At 63.6% G+C, this 16,907-nt stretch carries 15 protein-coding genes; 7 read left to right on the top strand and 8 right to left on the bottom strand.

Annotation, left to right across the window (positions count from 1 at the left end; all coding sequences use genetic code 11):
* Positions 1 to 90: 90 nt before the first annotated feature.
* From ACWHY3_RS17070 to hemG, 7 genes are all read left to right on the top strand, one after another.
* Positions 91 to 1,527 carry an ethanolamine ammonia-lyase subunit EutB gene (locus ACWHY3_RS17070; RefSeq protein WP_448127081.1) on the top strand — a complete coding sequence of 479 codons (1,437 nt, stop codon included), beginning with the start codon at positions 91 to 93 and terminating at the stop codon, positions 1,525 to 1,527.
* Entirely contained in the window at positions 1,524 to 2,348 is an 825-nt protein-coding gene (gene eutC / locus ACWHY3_RS17065) for an ethanolamine ammonia-lyase subunit EutC (RefSeq protein ID WP_448127080.1), read from the top strand. Before ACWHY3_RS17070 ends, eutC begins: the two co-directional genes overlap by 4 nt.
* Positions 2,349 to 2,473: 125 nt before the next feature.
* Positions 2,474 to 3,988, top strand: coding sequence for a choline-sulfatase (gene betC, locus ACWHY3_RS17060; RefSeq protein ID WP_448127079.1), 1,515 nt, complete (start codon positions 2,474 to 2,476; stop codon positions 3,986 to 3,988).
* A 211-nt stretch (positions 3,989 to 4,199) separates the two neighbouring features.
* On the top strand, positions 4,200 to 5,789 hold the full coding sequence (locus ACWHY3_RS17055) for an ABC-F family ATPase (RefSeq protein ID WP_448127078.1): 1,590 nt from the start codon (positions 4,200 to 4,202) through the stop codon (positions 5,787 to 5,789).
* Between the two features lie 38 nt (positions 5,790 to 5,827).
* Complete coding sequence (locus ACWHY3_RS17050) at positions 5,828 to 6,505, top strand: cysteine hydrolase (protein ID WP_448127077.1); 678 nt, start codon at positions 5,828 to 5,830, stop codon at positions 6,503 to 6,505.
* 186 nt (positions 6,506 to 6,691) lie between these two features.
* On the top strand, positions 6,692 to 8,035 hold the full coding sequence (locus tag ACWHY3_RS17045) for an aryl-sulfate sulfotransferase (protein WP_448127076.1): 1,344 nt from the start codon (positions 6,692 to 6,694) through the stop codon (positions 8,033 to 8,035).
* A 105-nt stretch (positions 8,036 to 8,140) separates the two neighbouring features.
* A complete protein-coding gene (gene hemG, locus ACWHY3_RS17040) occupies positions 8,141 to 9,568 on the top strand; it encodes a protoporphyrinogen oxidase (protein WP_448127075.1) in 1,428 nt (475 codons plus the stop codon).
* Between the two features lie 44 nt (positions 9,569 to 9,612).
* Here hemG and ACWHY3_RS17035 read toward each other — a convergent pair whose 3' ends face one another.
* From ACWHY3_RS17035 to ACWHY3_RS17000, 8 genes are all read right to left on the bottom strand, one after another.
* Complete coding sequence (locus ACWHY3_RS17035) at positions 9,613 to 10,410, bottom strand: HAD-IIA family hydrolase (protein ID WP_448127074.1); 798 nt, start codon at positions 10,408 to 10,410, stop codon at positions 9,613 to 9,615.
* A gap of 124 nt (positions 10,411 to 10,534) precedes the next feature.
* Positions 10,535 to 10,693 carry a hypothetical protein gene (locus ACWHY3_RS17030; RefSeq protein WP_448127073.1) on the bottom strand — a complete coding sequence of 53 codons (159 nt, stop codon included), beginning with the start codon at positions 10,691 to 10,693 and terminating at the stop codon, positions 10,535 to 10,537.
* 8 nt (positions 10,694 to 10,701) lie between these two features.
* Positions 10,702 to 12,069 (bottom strand): amidase, encoded by a 1,368-nt coding sequence (locus ACWHY3_RS17025; RefSeq protein WP_448127072.1) that lies wholly within the window; start codon positions 12,067 to 12,069, stop codon positions 10,702 to 10,704.
* A gap of 108 nt (positions 12,070 to 12,177) precedes the next feature.
* Complete coding sequence (locus tag ACWHY3_RS17020; protein WP_332779678.1) at positions 12,178 to 13,173, bottom strand: ABC transporter substrate-binding protein; 996 nt, start codon at positions 13,171 to 13,173, stop codon at positions 12,178 to 12,180.
* Between the two features lie 78 nt (positions 13,174 to 13,251).
* A complete protein-coding gene (locus ACWHY3_RS17015; protein WP_448127071.1) occupies positions 13,252 to 14,082 on the bottom strand; it encodes an ABC transporter permease in 831 nt (276 codons plus the stop codon).
* Entirely contained in the window at positions 14,079 to 14,912 is an 834-nt protein-coding gene (locus ACWHY3_RS17010) for an ABC transporter ATP-binding protein (protein WP_332779673.1), read from the bottom strand. The genes ACWHY3_RS17015 and ACWHY3_RS17010 overlap by 4 nt, the downstream gene beginning before the upstream one ends.
* A gap of 198 nt (positions 14,913 to 15,110) precedes the next feature.
* The gene (locus tag ACWHY3_RS17005; RefSeq protein ID WP_448127070.1) at positions 15,111 to 15,878 is read right to left on the bottom strand and encodes an isochorismatase family protein; all 768 of its coding nucleotides are present in this window, start codon (positions 15,876 to 15,878) and stop codon (positions 15,111 to 15,113) included.
* 90 nt (positions 15,879 to 15,968) lie between these two features.
* Complete coding sequence (locus tag ACWHY3_RS17000; RefSeq protein WP_332779671.1) at positions 15,969 to 16,901, bottom strand: 2-hydroxyacid dehydrogenase; 933 nt, start codon at positions 16,899 to 16,901, stop codon at positions 15,969 to 15,971.
* Positions 16,902 to 16,907: the final 6 nt, after the last annotated feature.

Genomic DNA, 16,907 nt, shown 5'->3' with positions numbered 1-16,907 from the left:
GTTAGGCATTAGTCTCAGGTAAGGTCACGGTTATGGCATAAACTGAGCAGCACGAGGCCCTATAAAGACAACGAATACAGGACTGCTGCCATGTCCGAACATGCCATCGATATCGGCGGTCGACGTTACCGCTTCGACAGCCTGGGCGCGCTGATGGCGGCCGCGACCCCGCACCGCTCGGGCGACGAGCTGGCCGGGATCGCGGCGGCCAACGCCGAAGAGCGAGCCGCTGCGCAATTGGCGCTGGCGGAGCTGCCGCTGACGACGTTTCTGGAAGAGCCGTTGATTCCCTACGAACAGGACGAGGTCACGCGGCTGATTCTCGATCGTCATGATCGTGCCGCGTTCGCGCCGGTTGCCTCGCTGAGCGTCGGCGAATTCCGCAACTGGCTGCTTTCCGAGCAGGCCGATGGTGAATCGCTGAAGGCGCTGGCCCCCGGCCTGACGCCGGAAATGGCTGCTGCGGTCTCCAAGCTGATGCGCGTACAGGATCTGGTGCTGGCGGCGCGCAAGTGCCGGGTGGTCACGCGCTTTCGCAGCACGATCGGCCTGCCCGGAAGACTCTCGACGCGGCTGCAGCCCAACCATCCCACCGATGACGCCTCCGGTATTGCGGCCAGCATTCTCGATGGCCTGCTCTACGCCAGCGGCGACGCGGTGATCGGCATCAACCCGGCCACCGACAATACCGCCACCGTGGTGACGCTGCTGACGATGCTCGACGAGGTCATCTCCCGCTACGAGATCCCCACCCAGAGCTGCGTGTTGACCCATGTCACCACCGCCATCGAGGCGATCGAGCGCGGCGCGCCGACCGATCTGATATTCCAGTCGATCGCCGGCACCGAGGCGGCCAATCGGGGGTTCGGCATCGATCTCGCGCTGCTGTGGGAAGGGCGCGAGGCGGCGTTGTCGCTCGGTCGCGGAGGCCTGGACAGCAACGGCCTGGGCAATAACGTGATGTACTTCGAGACCGGCCAGGGCAGCGCGCTCTCCGCCAATGCCCACCACGGAATCGATCAGCAGACGCTGGAAGCGCGTGCCTACGCGGTGGCGCGGGAATTCGAGCCGTTGCTGGTCAATACCGTGGTCGGCTTTATCGGCCCGGAATATCTGTTCGACGGCAAGCAGATCATCCGCGCCGGCTTGGAGGATCACTTCTGCGGCAAGCTGCTCGGCGTGCCGATGGGCTGCGATATCTGCTACACCAACCACGCCGAAGCCGACCAGGACGACATGGACATGTTGCTCACCTTGCTGGGGGCCGCAGGCTGCAACTACATCATGGGTATTCCCGGCTCCGACGACATCATGCTCAACTACCAGACCACCTCGTTTCACGACGCGCTCTATCTGCGCCAGGTACTCGGTCTGCGCCCGGCGCCGGAGTTCGAGGCCTGGCTGGAAAGCAGCGGGATCTATCGTCATGGCCGCGGCATCGCCTTCGAGCGCGAGTTACCGGCTCGCTTCCAGCATGTGCTGGGACAGGCGACGCCGGGCAGTGTCGCTACGGGGGCGTCGTCATGAGCGAGCAACCGTCTCGGCCGAGAGATTCGGCAGCGGCCGTCACCAACCCCTGGCAGCGGCTGCGTGACTTGACCGATGCCCGCATCGGTCTGGGTCGAGCTGGCGGCAGTTTGCCGACGGCGGCGCAGCTGGCGTTCCAGCTGGATCATGCTCGTGCCCGGGATGCCGTCCACATGGCGCTGGATACCGAGCGCCTGATGCCGGAACTGGACGCGCGCTTTCCGCTGGCGTTGCGTCTGCACAGTCAGGCAGCCGATCGCGACGAATATCTGCGCCGGCCGGATCTCGGGCGGCAGCTGTCCGAACAAGCGAAGCAGGAGCTTGCCAAGCTCTCGCTCGAATCCTGCGATGTCTCGATCTGCATAGTCGACGGCCTCTCTGCCCGGGCGATTCACGAGCAGGCGATCCCGTTCCTCAATGCCGCGCTGCCGGAAATCGAGCGACTCGGGCTGTCGCCGGGGCCGGTGGCACTGGTCGAGCAGGGGCGGGTCGCGATCGGCGACCCGATCGGCGAGGCGTTGGGCGCCCGCATGAGCGTAGTGCTGATCGGCGAGCGCCCCGGTCTCAGCTCGCCGGACAGTCTCGGGATCTATTTCACCTGGGCGCCCCGGTCGGGCCGCCGCGACAGCGAGCGCAACTGCATCTCCAACGTTCGTCCACGCGGCCTGAGTTACGCCAGCGCCGCCAAACTGCTCGCCTACCTGCTGCGCGAAGCCCAGGCGCTGGGCGCCTCCGGCGTCGCGCTGAAAGACGATAGCGAAGTCGACTCCCACCTCGGTGACGGCCGACAGGGCAACTTCCTGCTGCCGCCCGAGACGTAGCCCGATAAAAGCCAAAGCCTGCCTTGGCCTCAGGCGCCGAATTGATCGTTTGCGCTAATCCATGCGTGGCGCGCAAGCTGAGAGCGTATCTCGAACGCCCAATACAACGACGCAGGGGAGGGAGCATGACGCGACCGAATATTCTGGTACTGATGGCGGATCAGGTGAACGGCACGCTGTTCAAGGATGGGCCGGCGGACTTTCTGCACGCGCCCAACCTGAAGAAGCTGGCCAGGCGCGCGGTCAATTTCAACAACACCTACACGCCGAGCTACCTGTGCGCGCCGGGGCGGGCGGCCTTCATGTCGGGCCAGTTGCCCTCGCGTACCGGCGTCTACGACAACGCTGCCGAATTCCGTTCCGCCGTGCCGACCTGGGCGCATCATTTGCGTCGCGCCGGCTATTCCACCTGCCTCTCCGGCAAGATGCACTTCGTGGGGCCGGATCAGTTGCACGGCTTCGAGACCCGGCTGACCACCGATGTCTATCCTGCCGACTTCGGCTGGACGCCGGACTACCGCAAGCCGGGCGAGCGCATTGACTGGTGGTATCACAATCTGGGCTCGGTCACTGGTGCTGGCGTCGCCGAGATCTCCAACCAGATGGAGTACGACGACGAAGTCGCCTTTCATGCCGAACAGAAACTTTTCGATCTCTCCCGCGGGCACGACTCGCGGCCCTGGGCGATGTGCGTGAGCTTCACCCACCCGCACGACCCGTATGTGGCGCGGCGCCAGTTCTGGGATCTCTACGAAGACTGCGAACACCTCGAACCGGAACAGGGCGTGGTGCCGTTCGAGAAGCTCGATCCGCACAGCCAGCGGGTCTTCGAGGCCAACGACTACACGAAGTTCGATATCCAGCCGGAAGACGTGCGCCGGGCACGCCGCGGTTATTTCGCCAATATTTCCTATATCGACGACAAGGTCGGCTCGATTCTGGACGTGCTCGAGCGCACCCGGATGCTCGACAATACCATCATCGTGGTGACGTCGGATCACGGCGACATGATTGGCGAGAAGGGGCTGTGGTTCAAGATGAGCCCGTTCGAAGGCTCGTCGCGCGTGCCGTTGATGATCGCCGCGCCGGGGCTGGAGCCGCGCTCGGTGGAGGCGCCGGTTTCGACCATCGATATCAACGCCACACTGGCCGATCTGGTGGGGATCGATCTCTCCGAAGTCGAACCCTGGACCGATGGCGAGTCGCTGCTTCCCCTGGCCCGCGGCGGCACGCGCGAGGCGCCGGTCTACATGGAGTACGCCGCCGAGGGCACGCAGGCGCCGCTGGTCACGATTCGCGAAGGAAAGTGGAAGTTCAACCACTGCGAGATCGACCCGCCGCAGCTGTTCGATCTCGAGGCCGATCCGCACGAGACCCGCAATCTGGCCCAAGACCCGGACTACGCCGAAATACTGGCGGAATTCCAGGCCAAGGTTCGCGCACGCTGGGACATGCAGCGCTTCGATGCCGAGGTCCGTGAAAGCCAGGCGCAGCGGCTGGTCGTCTACGAAGCGCTGCGCAACGGTCACTACTATCCGTGGGATCACCAGCCGTTGCAGGACGCCTCCCAGCGCTACATGCGCAATCATATGGATCTCAACATCGTCGAGGAGTCACAGCGCTTCCCGCGCGGCGAGTGACACCGCGGCCGCCGGCCGGTCACGGCGTGAATCATTTCGCCCGCGGCGTATGAGCGGGCGCTGCATCCGCGTACAATCCGCATAAGACGAACGTTCAAGAAGTCTGCGCAAGACGAACGTTCAGGACGAAGGTCGGGCTCGCCTCGGCTTTCGTCGTTCTATTCATCCCGTCGTCGTTTCATTCACGCCGTTTCCCGCGAGATTCCCCGCTGTGCTCTCTACTGCCAACATCACCATGCAGTTTGGCCCCAAGCCGCTGTTCGAGAACGTATCCGTCAAATTCGGCGGTGGCCATCGCTACGGCCTGATCGGCGCCAACGGCTGCGGCAAGTCCACCTTCATGAAGATTCTGGGGGGCGACCTGGAGCCGACCGGCGGTCAGGTGATGAAGGACGTCACCACGCGACTGGGCAAGCTGCGCCAGGATCAGTTCGCGTTCGAGAACGAGCGCGTGATCGATACCGTGATCATGGGCCACGAGGAGCTGTGGGCAGTCACCGCAGAGCGCGAGCGCATCTACTCCCAGGCAGAGATGAGCGACGAGGACGGCATGAAGGTCGCCGACCTGGAAGTGCGCTTCGCCGAGCTCGAAGGCTATACCGCCGAATCCCGCGCCGGCGAGCTGCTGCTCGGGCTGGGCATTCCGCTGGAGCAGCACACCGAGCCGATGAGCGTGGTGGCGCCGGGCTGGAAGCTGCGCGTGCTGCTGGCCCAGGCGCTGTTCTCGGACCCCGACGTGCTGCTGCTCGACGAGCCCACCAACCACCTGGATATCAACACCATCCGCTGGCTGGAAGAGGTCCTGCGGGCGCGCAGCTCGACGATGATCATCATCTCCCACGATCGCCACTTCCTGAATAGCGTCTGCACTCACATGGCGGATCTGGATTACGGCGAGCTGCGGTTGTTCCCGGGCAACTATGACGAGTACATGATCGCCGCGACCCAGGCCCGCGAGCGCCTGCACGCCGACAACGCCAAGAAGAAGGCGGAAATCGCCGAGCTTCAGCAGTTCGTCAGCCGCTTCTCGGCCAACGCCTCCAAGGCCAAGCAGGCCACCTCGCGCCAGCGCAAGATCGACAAGATCCAGCTCGAGGAGGTCAAGCCCTCCTCGCGTGTCAGCCCGTTCATCCGGTTCGAGCAGAGCAAGAAGATCCACCGTCACGCACTGACGGCGGACAAGCTCTCCAAGGCGTGGGGCGACAACGTGCTGTTCGACCGTTTCGGCCTGCAGGTCGAAGCCGGCGAGCGTGTCGCCATCATCGGCCCCAACGGCATCGGCAAGACCACGCTGCTCAATTGCCTGGTCGGCACGATGGCGCCGGATGCGGGCGAGGTGAAGTGGACCGATGCGGCGGAAGTGGGCTACTTCGCCCAGGACCACGCGGCCGACTTCGAGGGTGGCGAGACGCTGTTCGAGTGGATGCGCCAGTGGACCACCGAAGGCGAGCAGACCGTGCGCGGCGCGCTGGGGCGGATGCTGTTCTCCAACGACGACATCAGCAAGTCGGTGAAGGTGATCTCCGGTGGCGAGCAAGGTCGGATGCTGTTCGGCAAACTGATCCTGCAGAAGCCCAACGTGCTGGTGATGGACGAACCCACCAATCACCTCGACATGGAGTCGATCGAGGCGCTCAACCTGGCGCTGGACAACTATCCCGGCACGCTGATCTTCGTCAGCCACGACCGTGAATTCGTCGGCTCGCTGGCCACCCGCATCATCGAGATGAAAGAGGACGGTATCGTCGACTTCAGCGGCAGCTACGACGACTATCTGCGCAGCCAGGGCGTGTACGACTAGCGCCCGCTTCGCCACCGCGCGCCGGCCGGAGATGGGCTATGCTGCACGACAGCGAGTCCATTTCCGTGAAGGAGCGTCCCGCCATGACCGCCAATGCCCTCCAGACGATCGACCCCGCCAAGACGGCCCTGGTCCTGATCGAATTCCAGAACGATTTCACCACGCCGGGCGGCGTGCTGCACGACGCCGTAAAAGGCGTCATGGCCCGCGAGGACATGCTGGCCAAGACGCAGGATCTCGTCGTCAGGGCGCGTGCCGCCGGTGTCAGCATTCTCCACGCGCCGATCCACTTCGCACCGGGCTATGGCGAGATCACCGCTCAGCCCTACGGCATCCTTGCCGGTGTGGTGAACGGCAAGGCGTTCGTCAAGGGTGAATGGGGTGCCGAGATCTGCGAGGCGCTTACCCCGCAGGCCGGTGACATCGTCATCGAAGGCAAGCGTGGCCTGGATACCTTCGCCTCGACCAATCTCGATTTCATCCTGCGCAGCAAGGGGATCGAAACGATCGCCCTGGCCGGCTTCCTGACCAACTGCTGCGTGGAATCGACCATGCGCTCGGGCTACGAGAAAGGCTTCGAGGTGGTGACGCTGACCGACGGCGTCGCGGCCACCAGCGAGGCCGAGCACGATGCGGCGATCGCCTACGACTACCCGATGTTCTCCAAACCGATGACCGTCGCCCAGTTCGCCGAGGCGTTACCGGGCGCAGCCTAGTCACGAAACGTTGCGGATCAGGGATCGAAACGCCATTGCGCAGGTCTATCGGAAGGCCGACGACGAGGGAGCGCCGTCATCGGCCTGACTGAGATCGCCGGCACACCGACGTGCCGGCTCAATCCGCCAGGGCGGGACTCGACGAAGGAGCGACGAGCGATGATGTCACGGACACGATCCGTTTCGATGTTACTGGGTGTCCTGTTGACGGCAACGGCAACCGCAGCGGTCGCCTTGCCCAGCAGCTTTCCCACCGGCACGACCTACTACGATCCCGAGCGGGCCTACAACGGCTTTGTGCTGTTCCCCGGCGGTGACGGAAAGACCCATCTGATCGACATGAACGGCAACGAGGTTCACCGCTGGGACTACGAAAGCTTCCCGCCGGTGGCCTTGAGTGCCGACCAGACCAACGACGAGAAAGGCCACCTGCTGGTGCAACTGGCACGGGCGAAAGAACTCCCGGAACACGCCAGCCCCGGCAACGGGCTGACCAACGCCTCTGTCGCCGAGGTGGACTGGGACGGCAAAGTGCAGTGGCAATGGGGCAGCCAGCAGAACCCGGTCTATCAGCACCACGACATGCGTCGCCTGCCCAACGGCAACAACCTGGTGATGACCGCCGAGATGCGCGAGCTCAACGGCTTCGACTACCCGATCATCGAGAACGGTATCGAGGAGGTCGATGATGACGGCCGGGTCGTCTGGGAATGGAAGGCGGGCGACCATCTCGACGAGATGGGCTTTTCCGACGCCGGCCTGCGGTCGCTCAAGGATTCCGAGGATCCCGACTTCCTGCATCTGAACACGGCGGTGCCCGTCGGGCCCAATCACTGGTACGACGCGGGGGACGAGCGTTTCGCGCCGGACAATATCCTGGTCAATTCCCGCAATGCCAATGTCACTTTCATCGTCGATCGACAGAGCGGGGAGATCGTCTGGCGAATTGGCCCTGACATGCCGGCGCTACAGCTCAACGGCAAGCTTGGTCGGCCGGTCGATCAGACCGTGGGTTCCCATGATGTTCATCTGATCCCCGAAGGGTTGCCGGGCGCGGGCAACATGCTGATCTTCGACAACCAGGGCAATGCCGGCTTTCCGCCTGCCAGGCAGGGGTTCTTCTCGTCGTCCCGCGTGATCGAGGTCGATCCGAGCAGCGGCAAGATCGTCTGGCAATACACCGGCAACATGTCGGGCGGCGCGCCGTATACCTTCTACAGTTCGTTCATCTCGAGCGCGCGGCGGTTGCCCAACGGCAACACGCTGATCGATGAAGGCCAGAACGGCCGCCTGTTCCAGGTCACCCCGGAAGGCGAGACCGTCTGGGAGTACGTGAGCCCGTTCTTCGGCAAGTCGATGCCGAGCGACGACTACGTCACCAACCAGGTCTACCGTGCGCAGCTGGTCGATTACGACTGGGCGCCGGACGGCACGCCGCACGAGGAAACCGCGGTGAAGGCAGACTGCGGCCTCTATCCGGCGGCGCCTGGCTGCCATCCGGGCGAGTCCGACGATCCGTCCCATGGCTGAGCCGCGCGATCGGCCGGCGTAGCGGCAAGTCGCCGCATGCCGGCCGGATGCAGGTTGCGTGGTGTCTGCGTAGACTGCCAATGACATTTTCTCGTGCGAGTCATCATGGACAGTCAGGCTGCAGACGTTTCGACCGCGACGCCTCGTTCCCCCAGCGAGGCCCTTTCCGATACCTTGATCGTCGGCGCTGGCGCCACCGGGCTGGCGGCGGCCTGGGCGCTGGTCAAGCGCGGACGACATGTCACCCTGCTGGAGGGCAACTCCCACGTCGGCGGTAACCTTCGTACCGAGCGCGATGGCGAGTGGCAGATCGAGCACGGGCCCAACACCGTCATCATGAAGCCCCCCCTTTATGCGCTGCTGGAAGAGCTCGACCTGCTCGACGAGGCGCAACCCGCCAATGCCGTTGCCAACAAGCGCTACGTCGTGATGAACGGCGAGCCGGTGGCGCTGCCGATGAAACCGCTGGACGCCCTGGTCAGCCCGCTCATCGGCTGGCGCGGCTGGGCACGACTGGCTCGCGAGCCGTTCATCGGCCGTTCGAGCGCGCCGGAGGAAACCCTGGCCGCCTTCGTCGAACGGCGACTCGGCCCGCGCATTCTCGCGCGCATGGTCGATCCGTTCGTCTCCGGCGTCTATGCAGGCGATCCGTGCAGGCTGTCCGTTCAGGCGGCCATGCCGCGCCTGGCCGCCATCGAGCAGGAACATCGCTCGCTGATCCTCGGCGGGATGAAACGGCTGCGTCAGGCGCGTCGTGATCCCGGCGGCGTGCCGGCCGAATGGCGCGGCAAGCTGGTGAGCTTCCCGCAGGGGCTGCAGCATCTGGCCGACCGGCTGGCGGAGCGCATCACGGCCCAGCCGACGGCCGCCATCCACACCGATCGCTCCGTGCAGGGCATTCGTCGCGACGGCGAACAGTGGGTCGTCACGGATGATCACGGCGGGGAGTGGCGAGCCAGGTCGCTGGTGCTGGCGGTGCCCGCGCCGGTCGCCGCCCGGCTCCTGCAGCCGCTGGACCCGGCGTTGGCGGAGCCGCTCCAGCGCATCGTCTATCCGCCGGTCAACGCCATTGCGCTGGGCTTTCGCGAGCAGGATATCGTCCATCCGCTGGACGGCTTCGGCGTGCTGATCCCACGCGCCGAAAAGCGGCGCACGCTGGGCGCGCTATTCTCGTCGACGCTGTTCCCTAACCGCGCACCGGCCGGACACAAGCTGCTCAACGTGTTCATCGGCGGGCGGCAGGATCCGTCGGCGGCGGACGGCGACGACGATACGCAGGTCGCGCGGGTGCTCGATGAGCTGCGCGATCTGCTGGGCATTCGCGGCGAACCGGTATGGCAGAAGGTGACGCGCTGGCCGCAGGCCATCCCGCAGTACGAGCTCGGTCACCTGGAGCGCATCGCGGCGCTGGATGCGGCGCTTCAGGGCCATCCAGGCCTGCACCTGGCGGGCAACTGGCGCGGCGGTATCGCGGTGGGGGACTGCCTGGAGAACGGCCGACTGCTGGGTGAGCGTCTGCTGTCGGAGACTTGAGCCGAGGCGGCGCGGGAAACGCCGCCTCGACGACGCGGGTAGCGTTACTTGTCCACCAGTTCCGCCACCGACGACAGGATCTCCTTGGGCCGGAACGGATAGCGTTCGATATCGGCCTTGTCGGCGATGCCGCTCAGCACCAGTACCGTGTGCATGCCCGCCTCGATACCGGCGACGATATCGGTATCCATGCGGTCGCCGATCATACCGGTGCCATCGGAGTGCACGCCCAGCTTGTTGAGCGCCGAACGGAACATCATCGGGTTGGGCTTGCCGACGATATACGGCTTGCGCCCCGTCGCTTCGGTGATCAGCGCGGCGACCGCACCGGTGGCCGGCAGCACGCCTTCCTGGCTGGGCCCGGTGGCATCCGGATTGGTGCAGATGAAGCGCGCGCCCTGATTGATCAGGCGGATCGCCTTGGTGATCGCCTCGAACGAGTAGGAGCGGGTTTCGCCGATCACCACGTAGTCCGGCTTGGCATCGGTCATGATGAAGCCGGCTTCATGGATCGCCGTGGTCAACCCCGCCTCGCCGACGACGAAAGCCGAGCCGCCCGGTGCCTGATCGCGCAGGAATGCTGCCGTAGCGAGCGCCGAGGTCCAGATCTTCTCTTCCGGAACTTCGAGGCCGCTGTGCCGCAGGCGCGCGCTGAGATCGCGGGGCGTGAAGATCGAATTGTTGGTCAGTACCAGAAACGGAATCTCCCGCTCCCGCCATTGGTTGATCAGGTCCGCCGCGCCGGGAATGGCCTTGTTTTCGTGCACCAGCACGCCGTCCATATCGGTCAGCCACGATCTGATGTTGCGATGACTCGCGGTGTTGTCCTTTTTGCTAGCCATATGTCCCCTTAGCATGCGCGTGAAAGATTGGTCGATATCCCGATCCTCTGTGGCGCCAGTTTAGCAAGTTGTCGCCTCGGCGTGCGGCTGAGGTTGATACCGGCCGCGATGATCGGTGGCGCCATCAATACCCGCGTTCGGCGTCGGCCAGATCCTCGACGTACCCGGTCGCCTCGAAGCGTTCGATATTGGCGGCGACGATGCGGCTGCCGGTCGGCGCGTCGATCAGCGAGGCGATGTGCGCGCCGACTATTGGAGGCGATGATTGACAGAGTCGCTTCACTTCATGTCTCAGATCACATTCGGAGCCCAACGGCGATGCCAATCGGTCTCCTGCTGATAACGGTGGCCGACATGGATCAGACGCTGTTCCTCCAGATTGGGAGCGATCAATTGCATCCCGACTGGAAGTCGCGTGTCAGCGCTCAGACCCACCGGGAGGACGAGTGTCGGCACACCCAGGTTGGTGAACGGCAGATTGAAGGCCGGTGACCCGGTCGCGTGCAGCCCCAGAGGCGCCGTCGTCGGTGCGGCCGGGGTCATCAGCAGATCGACTTTGTCGTACAAGCTGGCGAAGGCTTGGCGATACTGCTGGCGGATGCGCTGGGCTCGCAGGTAGTCGTTGGCGGAGATAGTGAGCCCCTCGCTGATGAATGCCTGCAAGTAGTCGCCGTAGCGATGCGGGTGCTGATAGTAGCGATCTGCATGGAAGTTGGTCGTCTCGGCCTGCATGATGATCTGCTGCGCGGCAACAGCGTCCTCGAACCCTGGCGGCGGCGCGATGTCGATACAGCGTATGCCCAGCGTTTCCAGCGTCCGTCGGGCGTCATCGAGCGCCGCAACGACATCGCCGTCGTTGGTGGCGAAGTGCGGATGTCGAAGCCAGCCGATGGTTTGGCCCGCGATCTCGCCCTTCAGCGACAACGATTGAGCGGGCAGCGTCCATGTGGTCTCGTCGCGCGGGTCCGGCCCTGCTAGCGCCTGATAAACCAGCAGGCTGTCCTCGACGCTGCGGGTAAAGGCGCCGACGTGGTCCAGGCTCCAACTGGCGGGGATCACTCCGGCTTTGCTGATTCGCCCATAGCTGGCCTTGAGCACGGTCAGTCCATTGTAAGCGGCGGGGCGCGATAGCGACCCGGCGGTCTGCGTACCGAGCGCGGTCATGACCATGCCGGCGGCGACCGCGGCTGCCGAACCGCTACTGGAGCCGCCCGGCGTATGGCCGTCGCGCCAGGGGTTGACGGTGGGCGGCGGCGTGCCCCAGTTGGCGAATTCGGTGGTCGTCGTCTTGCCGATCAGGATCGCATCCTGGGCCGCCAGCCGCTCCACCGCGGTGGCGTCGCCTTCGCTGCGAAAGCCCTGCAGCACTCGGGAGCCGGCTTCGGTAGGAAAGTCCCGGGTATGGAAAATATCCTTGACCCCATAAGGAATCGCGAACAGAGGCGGCAGGTCCTGTGCCCGCGACAGGCGTGCGTCCAGCGCCACCGCCTGGCGGCGGGCGCTCTCGATATCGCAAGCTACCCAGGCGTGAACATGAGGCTCCAGACGTGTCAGTCGAGTGAGAGACTCCTCGAGCAGTTCGCTGGGGCTAATCTTGCGCCGACACAGCAGGTAGTGGGCCTCGGCGATGGAACGTGGTTCAGGCGCATGATCATTCATGATGTCGGGCTTCCTGATCGGTGGGGCAGGCCCCCTTGGGACCGAACAGCGGCACGGTGGCCGCGTCGACGGACGCGGCCCGGACTTGGGCAATGGCCTCCGCAAGGGTCACTGGGCGTCCTCCTCAAGAGCGGTCTCGGCGAAACTGGGATCGACGATGTCGTCATAGACCATGTCGCCGGTGATATTGCCCACGAACTTCTGCATGTCGATGGCATTGTCGAAGGCTTGCTGGGTGATCGTGACATTGGAGGGATAGACATTGCGATCGATCATGCGTTGCACGGCGTCGTCGACAGTATCCCCATCCAGACTGGCGAATTCTTCTCGGGCAACCGCCATGGCTCCTTCCGGATCGTCGTGGATCAAGTGCAGAGATTCGTTGATCGAACTGACAAAGCGCTGGACCAGATCAGGATCATCATCGATCAGCGACTGTGAGGTGTTGATAGTCGAGAAAGCATATTCGGGATAATCCTGGGTGAAGTCATGAATGATCTTCAGGCCCTGAGAGATGCCCTGTTCGACCTGTGGCTGGTAGGCGATGGCGACATCGGCCTGACCAGCCAGCACTGGTCCGAGCTCCGACCCGTTCTGCACTTCGGAGACATGTACATCACCTTGATAGGACAGGTCGTTGTCAGCCAGTAGGCGTTTCAGCAGCGTGTTGGAGGTTCCCGGGGCCAGGCCGACGGCCACCGTCTTGCCTTTCAGATCGGCTGGGCCATCGTACTCGAATTGGGTCTTGGCCAGCGCCCACACTGGAGCGCTGTTGGCGACGGCACTGACGGCCTTGGCATGACCGCCTTTTTCCTGAGCGAAGCCGACATGCTCTGGGCCATGCACCGAGAACTGTGCCTCGCCGGCCAACACCGAAGCCAGTGCGGTGGGGCCAGATCCTGCCGAGCGCACTACCGGTACTTCGATGCCGTGGGCGGCGAAAATGCCCTCGTGACGGGCCACATAGACCGGCAGATAGAGCAGGCTGTGGAAGGCCTCGGTGACCAGGACGGTATCCGGATCGCCATCGGCGGCTTGGGTGGCAGGCAGCCAGCCCAAGCTGCCGAGCAGCAGGGGCAGGGCGAGGAGACGAGACGCTGTCATGGTTCACTTCCTTTGTTGGACTTGTGGAGGGTTTGTTCGGCGTGGGATATACGCTGGTATGGTGAAGTCGATGACGGATCAGCGGCTCTCCCAGGGCAGCAGGTATCTTTCGATCCTGGACACCACGAGATAGAGAGCAATGGCGACGAGCATCAGGGTCAGCACGCCAACCCATACCGCGTTCAGGTTGAACAGATTGCCGGCGACGAATATCGAGCGGCCGAGCCCCTTGTCCGAGGCGATGAACTCGCCGCCGATCTCGGCGATCAGGGCAAAGCCGATGTTGAGGCGGAAGGCGGAGATGATCCACGGCAGGGTCGCGGGGACAACTACCTTGAGGAAGATCTGACGCTTGGTGGCACCCAATGAGCGCATCAGGTTGACTAGGTTGGCATCGATCTGGTGAGTACCTTGGTAGGCGCTCAGCAACGCGACGATGAAGGTGGCGATGAATGCCAGAGCCACCTTGGACAGCATGCCCGATCCGAACCAGATAATGATCATCGGTGCCAGCGAGATCTTGGGCAGCCCGTTGAGGGCGACCACAAAGGGGTCGATGATGCGGGCGACATGGCGCGAATACCACAGTAGCAGACCGGCCATCGAACCGCCGATACTACCTAGCAGGAAGCCGACGATGGTGGCGTAGAGGGTGGTCCAGGTGTCGCTGAGTAATTGTCCACTTTGCAACTGGCGCCAAGCTTCGATGGCAATGCCACCGGGCGAGCCCATCAGGAAGGCGTTGACCCAGCCGAAGTCGACCGCGAACTGCCAGGCGACGATCAGTACTGCGACGATGGCCAGCCGCCATAGGTTCTCCTTCCATAGAGAATGATCCTGGTGCTTTCTGGGCTTGGTCCCGCCGGCCGAAACTTCGATACGCCTAGTATAGAGCGATGCCGTGCTCACGATGCCTGTCCTCCCATTTGAATGTCGAGATCGGCCCAGATCTGGTCGAACAGAGTCTGGTATCGGGGATCGCTGCGGGCCTTGAGACAAGAGCCCAGTCGTCGCGACAGGCCGACCTCGTAGAGCCGCTTGACCGAGGTCGGACGCTGGGTCATGACCGCGACGCGATCCGACATTGCGATTGCCTCGCCAATGTCGTGGGTGATCAGCACCACCGTCTTGTCGAACGACTTGAGGATTGACAGGATCTCCTCTTCCAGCACCAGTCGGGTCTGGTAGTCGAGCGCCGAGAACGGTTCGTCGAGCAGGATCACATCGGGATCGGTGATCAAAGTGCGGATCAGCGCCACCCGTTGGCGCATGCCACCGGACAGCGTATGTGGATAGGCGTCGGCGAAATCCGCCAGGTTGTAGCGCTCCAGGTACTCTCGGGACATCGCCAAACGTCTGGCGCGGGGAACACCGGCCACCTCAAGTCCGAGAGCGACGTTCTCCAGGATGGTTCGCCAGGGGAACAGCAGATCGCGCTGCAGCATGTAGCCGATGTGGGCGCCGCGGATCGGGTGGCTGCCGCGCAGGGTGATGCTGCCGGCGCTGGGCTCGAGCAGGTTGGCGATGATGTTGAACATCGTGCTTTTGCCGCAGCCGCTGGGCCCGACGATGCTGATGAACTCGTGCTCCCGAATATCCAGGGTAATGTTACGGATCACCGGGATCGGGTTGCCCTGCTGGTCCTCGAAGTGCTTTTCGACGTGGTCCAGGGCGATCGCGACGTTAGGGCCGCCGCTGGGTATCGCCGCGATTTCGCGCAGTTGAGTGGAAAGGGTCATGCCATGGCTCCTGACGGTTTGTGTTTGTTCGTCTTGTCGGAGTTCTGGCTGGCGTAGGCTCATGGCCGCGATCTTATGTGACCGTCCTGTGGGAGCGATCGTCAGATTGTCGCGATTCAAGGCGCGCCTGGCTAAAACCTACCAAACTTACCAGGCGCTATTATCATTACGCCCTTCGTCAGGCGGTTGTCAACCGCTTTACGCCAATTCGGCCAGCGTGCGGGAGAGCGTGGTGACTTCGGCATAGCGGGAGTTGAGGTCAAGCAAGGTGAAGTCCTGTAGCGGCCGTGTGCGGTCGGCGACAGCCTCGCTGGGAATCACCGTCCGGCGGCCGCTCTGGAACAGGTCGATGGCATTGGTGCGTATGCTGCCGCTGGTGGTAACCCCCGCCAAGACCACGGTATCGATCCGATTTCGATCCAGAAATGCTTCCAGCTTGGATGCCTTCAGATCCGAGACGTAGTGGGTACTGAGTTCCAGGTCGTAGGCGTAGTTCGCAAGTGCCTCATGCTTCCGGATCCAGTGCGACTCCGCCTCGAGGATGCGCATGGCCGGGAATTTCTCGCCCCAGAGCGCTGAAAAGGCGTGGGCGGGGTCGTAGACCGTGCGGCTAAATATTACTGGATGGCCTTGGGCGGCGAAGGTTTCGATCAGAGTGCGTGCTGCGTTGAGTTGATCGTCGAGTTGAACGCATAACTGACTTTCGGCGGTGCAGAAACCTATGGTCAAGTCGCGGATCAGTAGCGCTGGCCGCTGACCGAAAGCGAGGGGGGCTGAGAAACCCTGCTGTGAATAGAGGTGCCGTGTGGGATTGAACAAATATCGACGCTGCCCCCCGGGTGTGTAGATGACCGTCAGGCCGTAGCGGGTGAGCTCCCCTTCCACTTCCATGCGGCGCAGCGTGCTGGGTGACAAGCCAAGTAGTTTCGAGACTTCTGATATCGTGGCGAGCTTATTGTCATACATGAGGTATCGTGAGTCGCTGGTCATTGGCTTGGATCATGGTCGGCATAGTGCCATGGGGTGATTGGAGGCGTCATCACAGCGGGCAACAGGCTAGTATCCGCGTTCGGCGTCGGCCAGATCCTCGACGTGCCCGGTCGCCTCGAAGCGTTCGATATTGGCGGCGACGATGCGACTGCCGGTCGGCGCGTCGATCAGCGAGGCGATGTGCGGCGTGACCGTGATGGCGGGATGCGCCCAGAACGGATGCTCGCTCGGCAACGGCTCGATATGGAAGACATCCAGCGTGGCGTGGCTCAACTGGCCGCTTTCCAGCGCGTCGAGCAGGTCGCCTTCGACCAGATGAGGGCCGCGACCGGCGTTGATCACGCTCGCACCACGCGGCAGGGTAGCGAAAAGGTCGGCGTCGAGAATCCCCGTCGTCGCCTCGGTCAATGGCAGCAGGCAGACCAGGATCTCGCAGCGCGCGAGAAAAGCGCCGAACTCGGCATCGCCGGCATAAGTGGTGACACCTTCGATCTTCCGCTTCGTGCGCGACCAGCCCAGTGTCTCGAAGCCGAGCGAGGCCAGCGTTCGCGCCGCGGTGCCGCCGAGATTGCCCAGCCCCATGACGCCCACGCGGCGCTGCGTCGCCGGCGGCACGACCAGCTGTTTCCAGCGCTTCTCTCGTTGGTTGGCGGCAATGGCCGGCATGTCGCGATGATGGCGCAGCACGTGCAGCGCCACGTACTCGCGCATGCGCTGGGTCAGGTCCGTGCCCACAGTGCGGATGATCGGCATCTGGCGCGGCAGTTCGGCATCGGCCAGCACATGGTCGATGCCGGCGCCCAGCGAGACGATCGCCTTGAGATTGGGGAAGGGCAGGAAAGCGCCGGTTGCCGGCTTCCACACCACGGCATAGGTGACTGCCTCGACATCACCCGGGTCGTGAATGGGGCGGATCGTCCAGTCCGGGAGCAGGGCCTGAAGCTGCTCGATCCACCAGTTTGTTTTATCCACACCCGGTATTGATACAACGATAGACATCTCGGA

This window comes from Salinicola sp. NYA28a, assembly GCF_976982775.1.
This window is presented reverse-complemented; position numbering and strand designations above follow the sequence as displayed.

Excerpts from the sequence above, each read along its gene's own strand:
- ACWHY3_RS17035 (WP_448127074.1), bottom strand. The coding sequence starts at position 10,410 with ATGGCTAGCAAAAAGGACAACACCGCGAGTCATCGCAACATCAGATCG.
- ACWHY3_RS17010 (WP_332779673.1), bottom strand. The coding sequence starts at position 14,912 with ATGACCCTTTCCACTCAACTGCGCGAAATCGCGGCGATACCCAGCGGC.
- ACWHY3_RS17045 (WP_448127076.1), top strand. The coding sequence starts at position 6,692 with ATGTTACTGGGTGTCCTGTTGACGGCAACGGCAACCGCAGCGGTCGCC.
- ACWHY3_RS17025 (WP_448127072.1), bottom strand. The coding sequence starts at position 12,069 with ATGAATGATCATGCGCCTGAACCACGTTCCATCGCCGAGGCCCACTAC.
- ACWHY3_RS17005 (WP_448127070.1), bottom strand. The coding sequence starts at position 15,878 with ATGTATGACAATAAGCTCGCCACGATATCAGAAGTCTCGAAACTACTT.
- hemG (WP_448127075.1), top strand. The coding sequence starts at position 8,141 with ATGGACAGTCAGGCTGCAGACGTTTCGACCGCGACGCCTCGTTCCCCC.
- ACWHY3_RS17020 (WP_332779678.1), bottom strand. The coding sequence starts at position 13,173 with ATGACAGCGTCTCGTCTCCTCGCCCTGCCCCTGCTGCTCGGCAGCTTG.
- eutC (WP_448127080.1), top strand. The coding sequence starts at position 1,524 with ATGAGCGAGCAACCGTCTCGGCCGAGAGATTCGGCAGCGGCCGTCACC.
- betC (WP_448127079.1), top strand. The coding sequence starts at position 2,474 with ATGACGCGACCGAATATTCTGGTACTGATGGCGGATCAGGTGAACGGC.
- ACWHY3_RS17000 (WP_332779671.1), bottom strand. The coding sequence starts at position 16,901 with ATGTCTATCGTTGTATCAATACCGGGTGTGGATAAAACAAACTGGTGG.
- ACWHY3_RS17050 (WP_448127077.1), top strand. The coding sequence starts at position 5,828 with ATGCTGCACGACAGCGAGTCCATTTCCGTGAAGGAGCGTCCCGCCATG.
- ACWHY3_RS17070 (WP_448127081.1), top strand. The coding sequence starts at position 91 with ATGTCCGAACATGCCATCGATATCGGCGGTCGACGTTACCGCTTCGAC.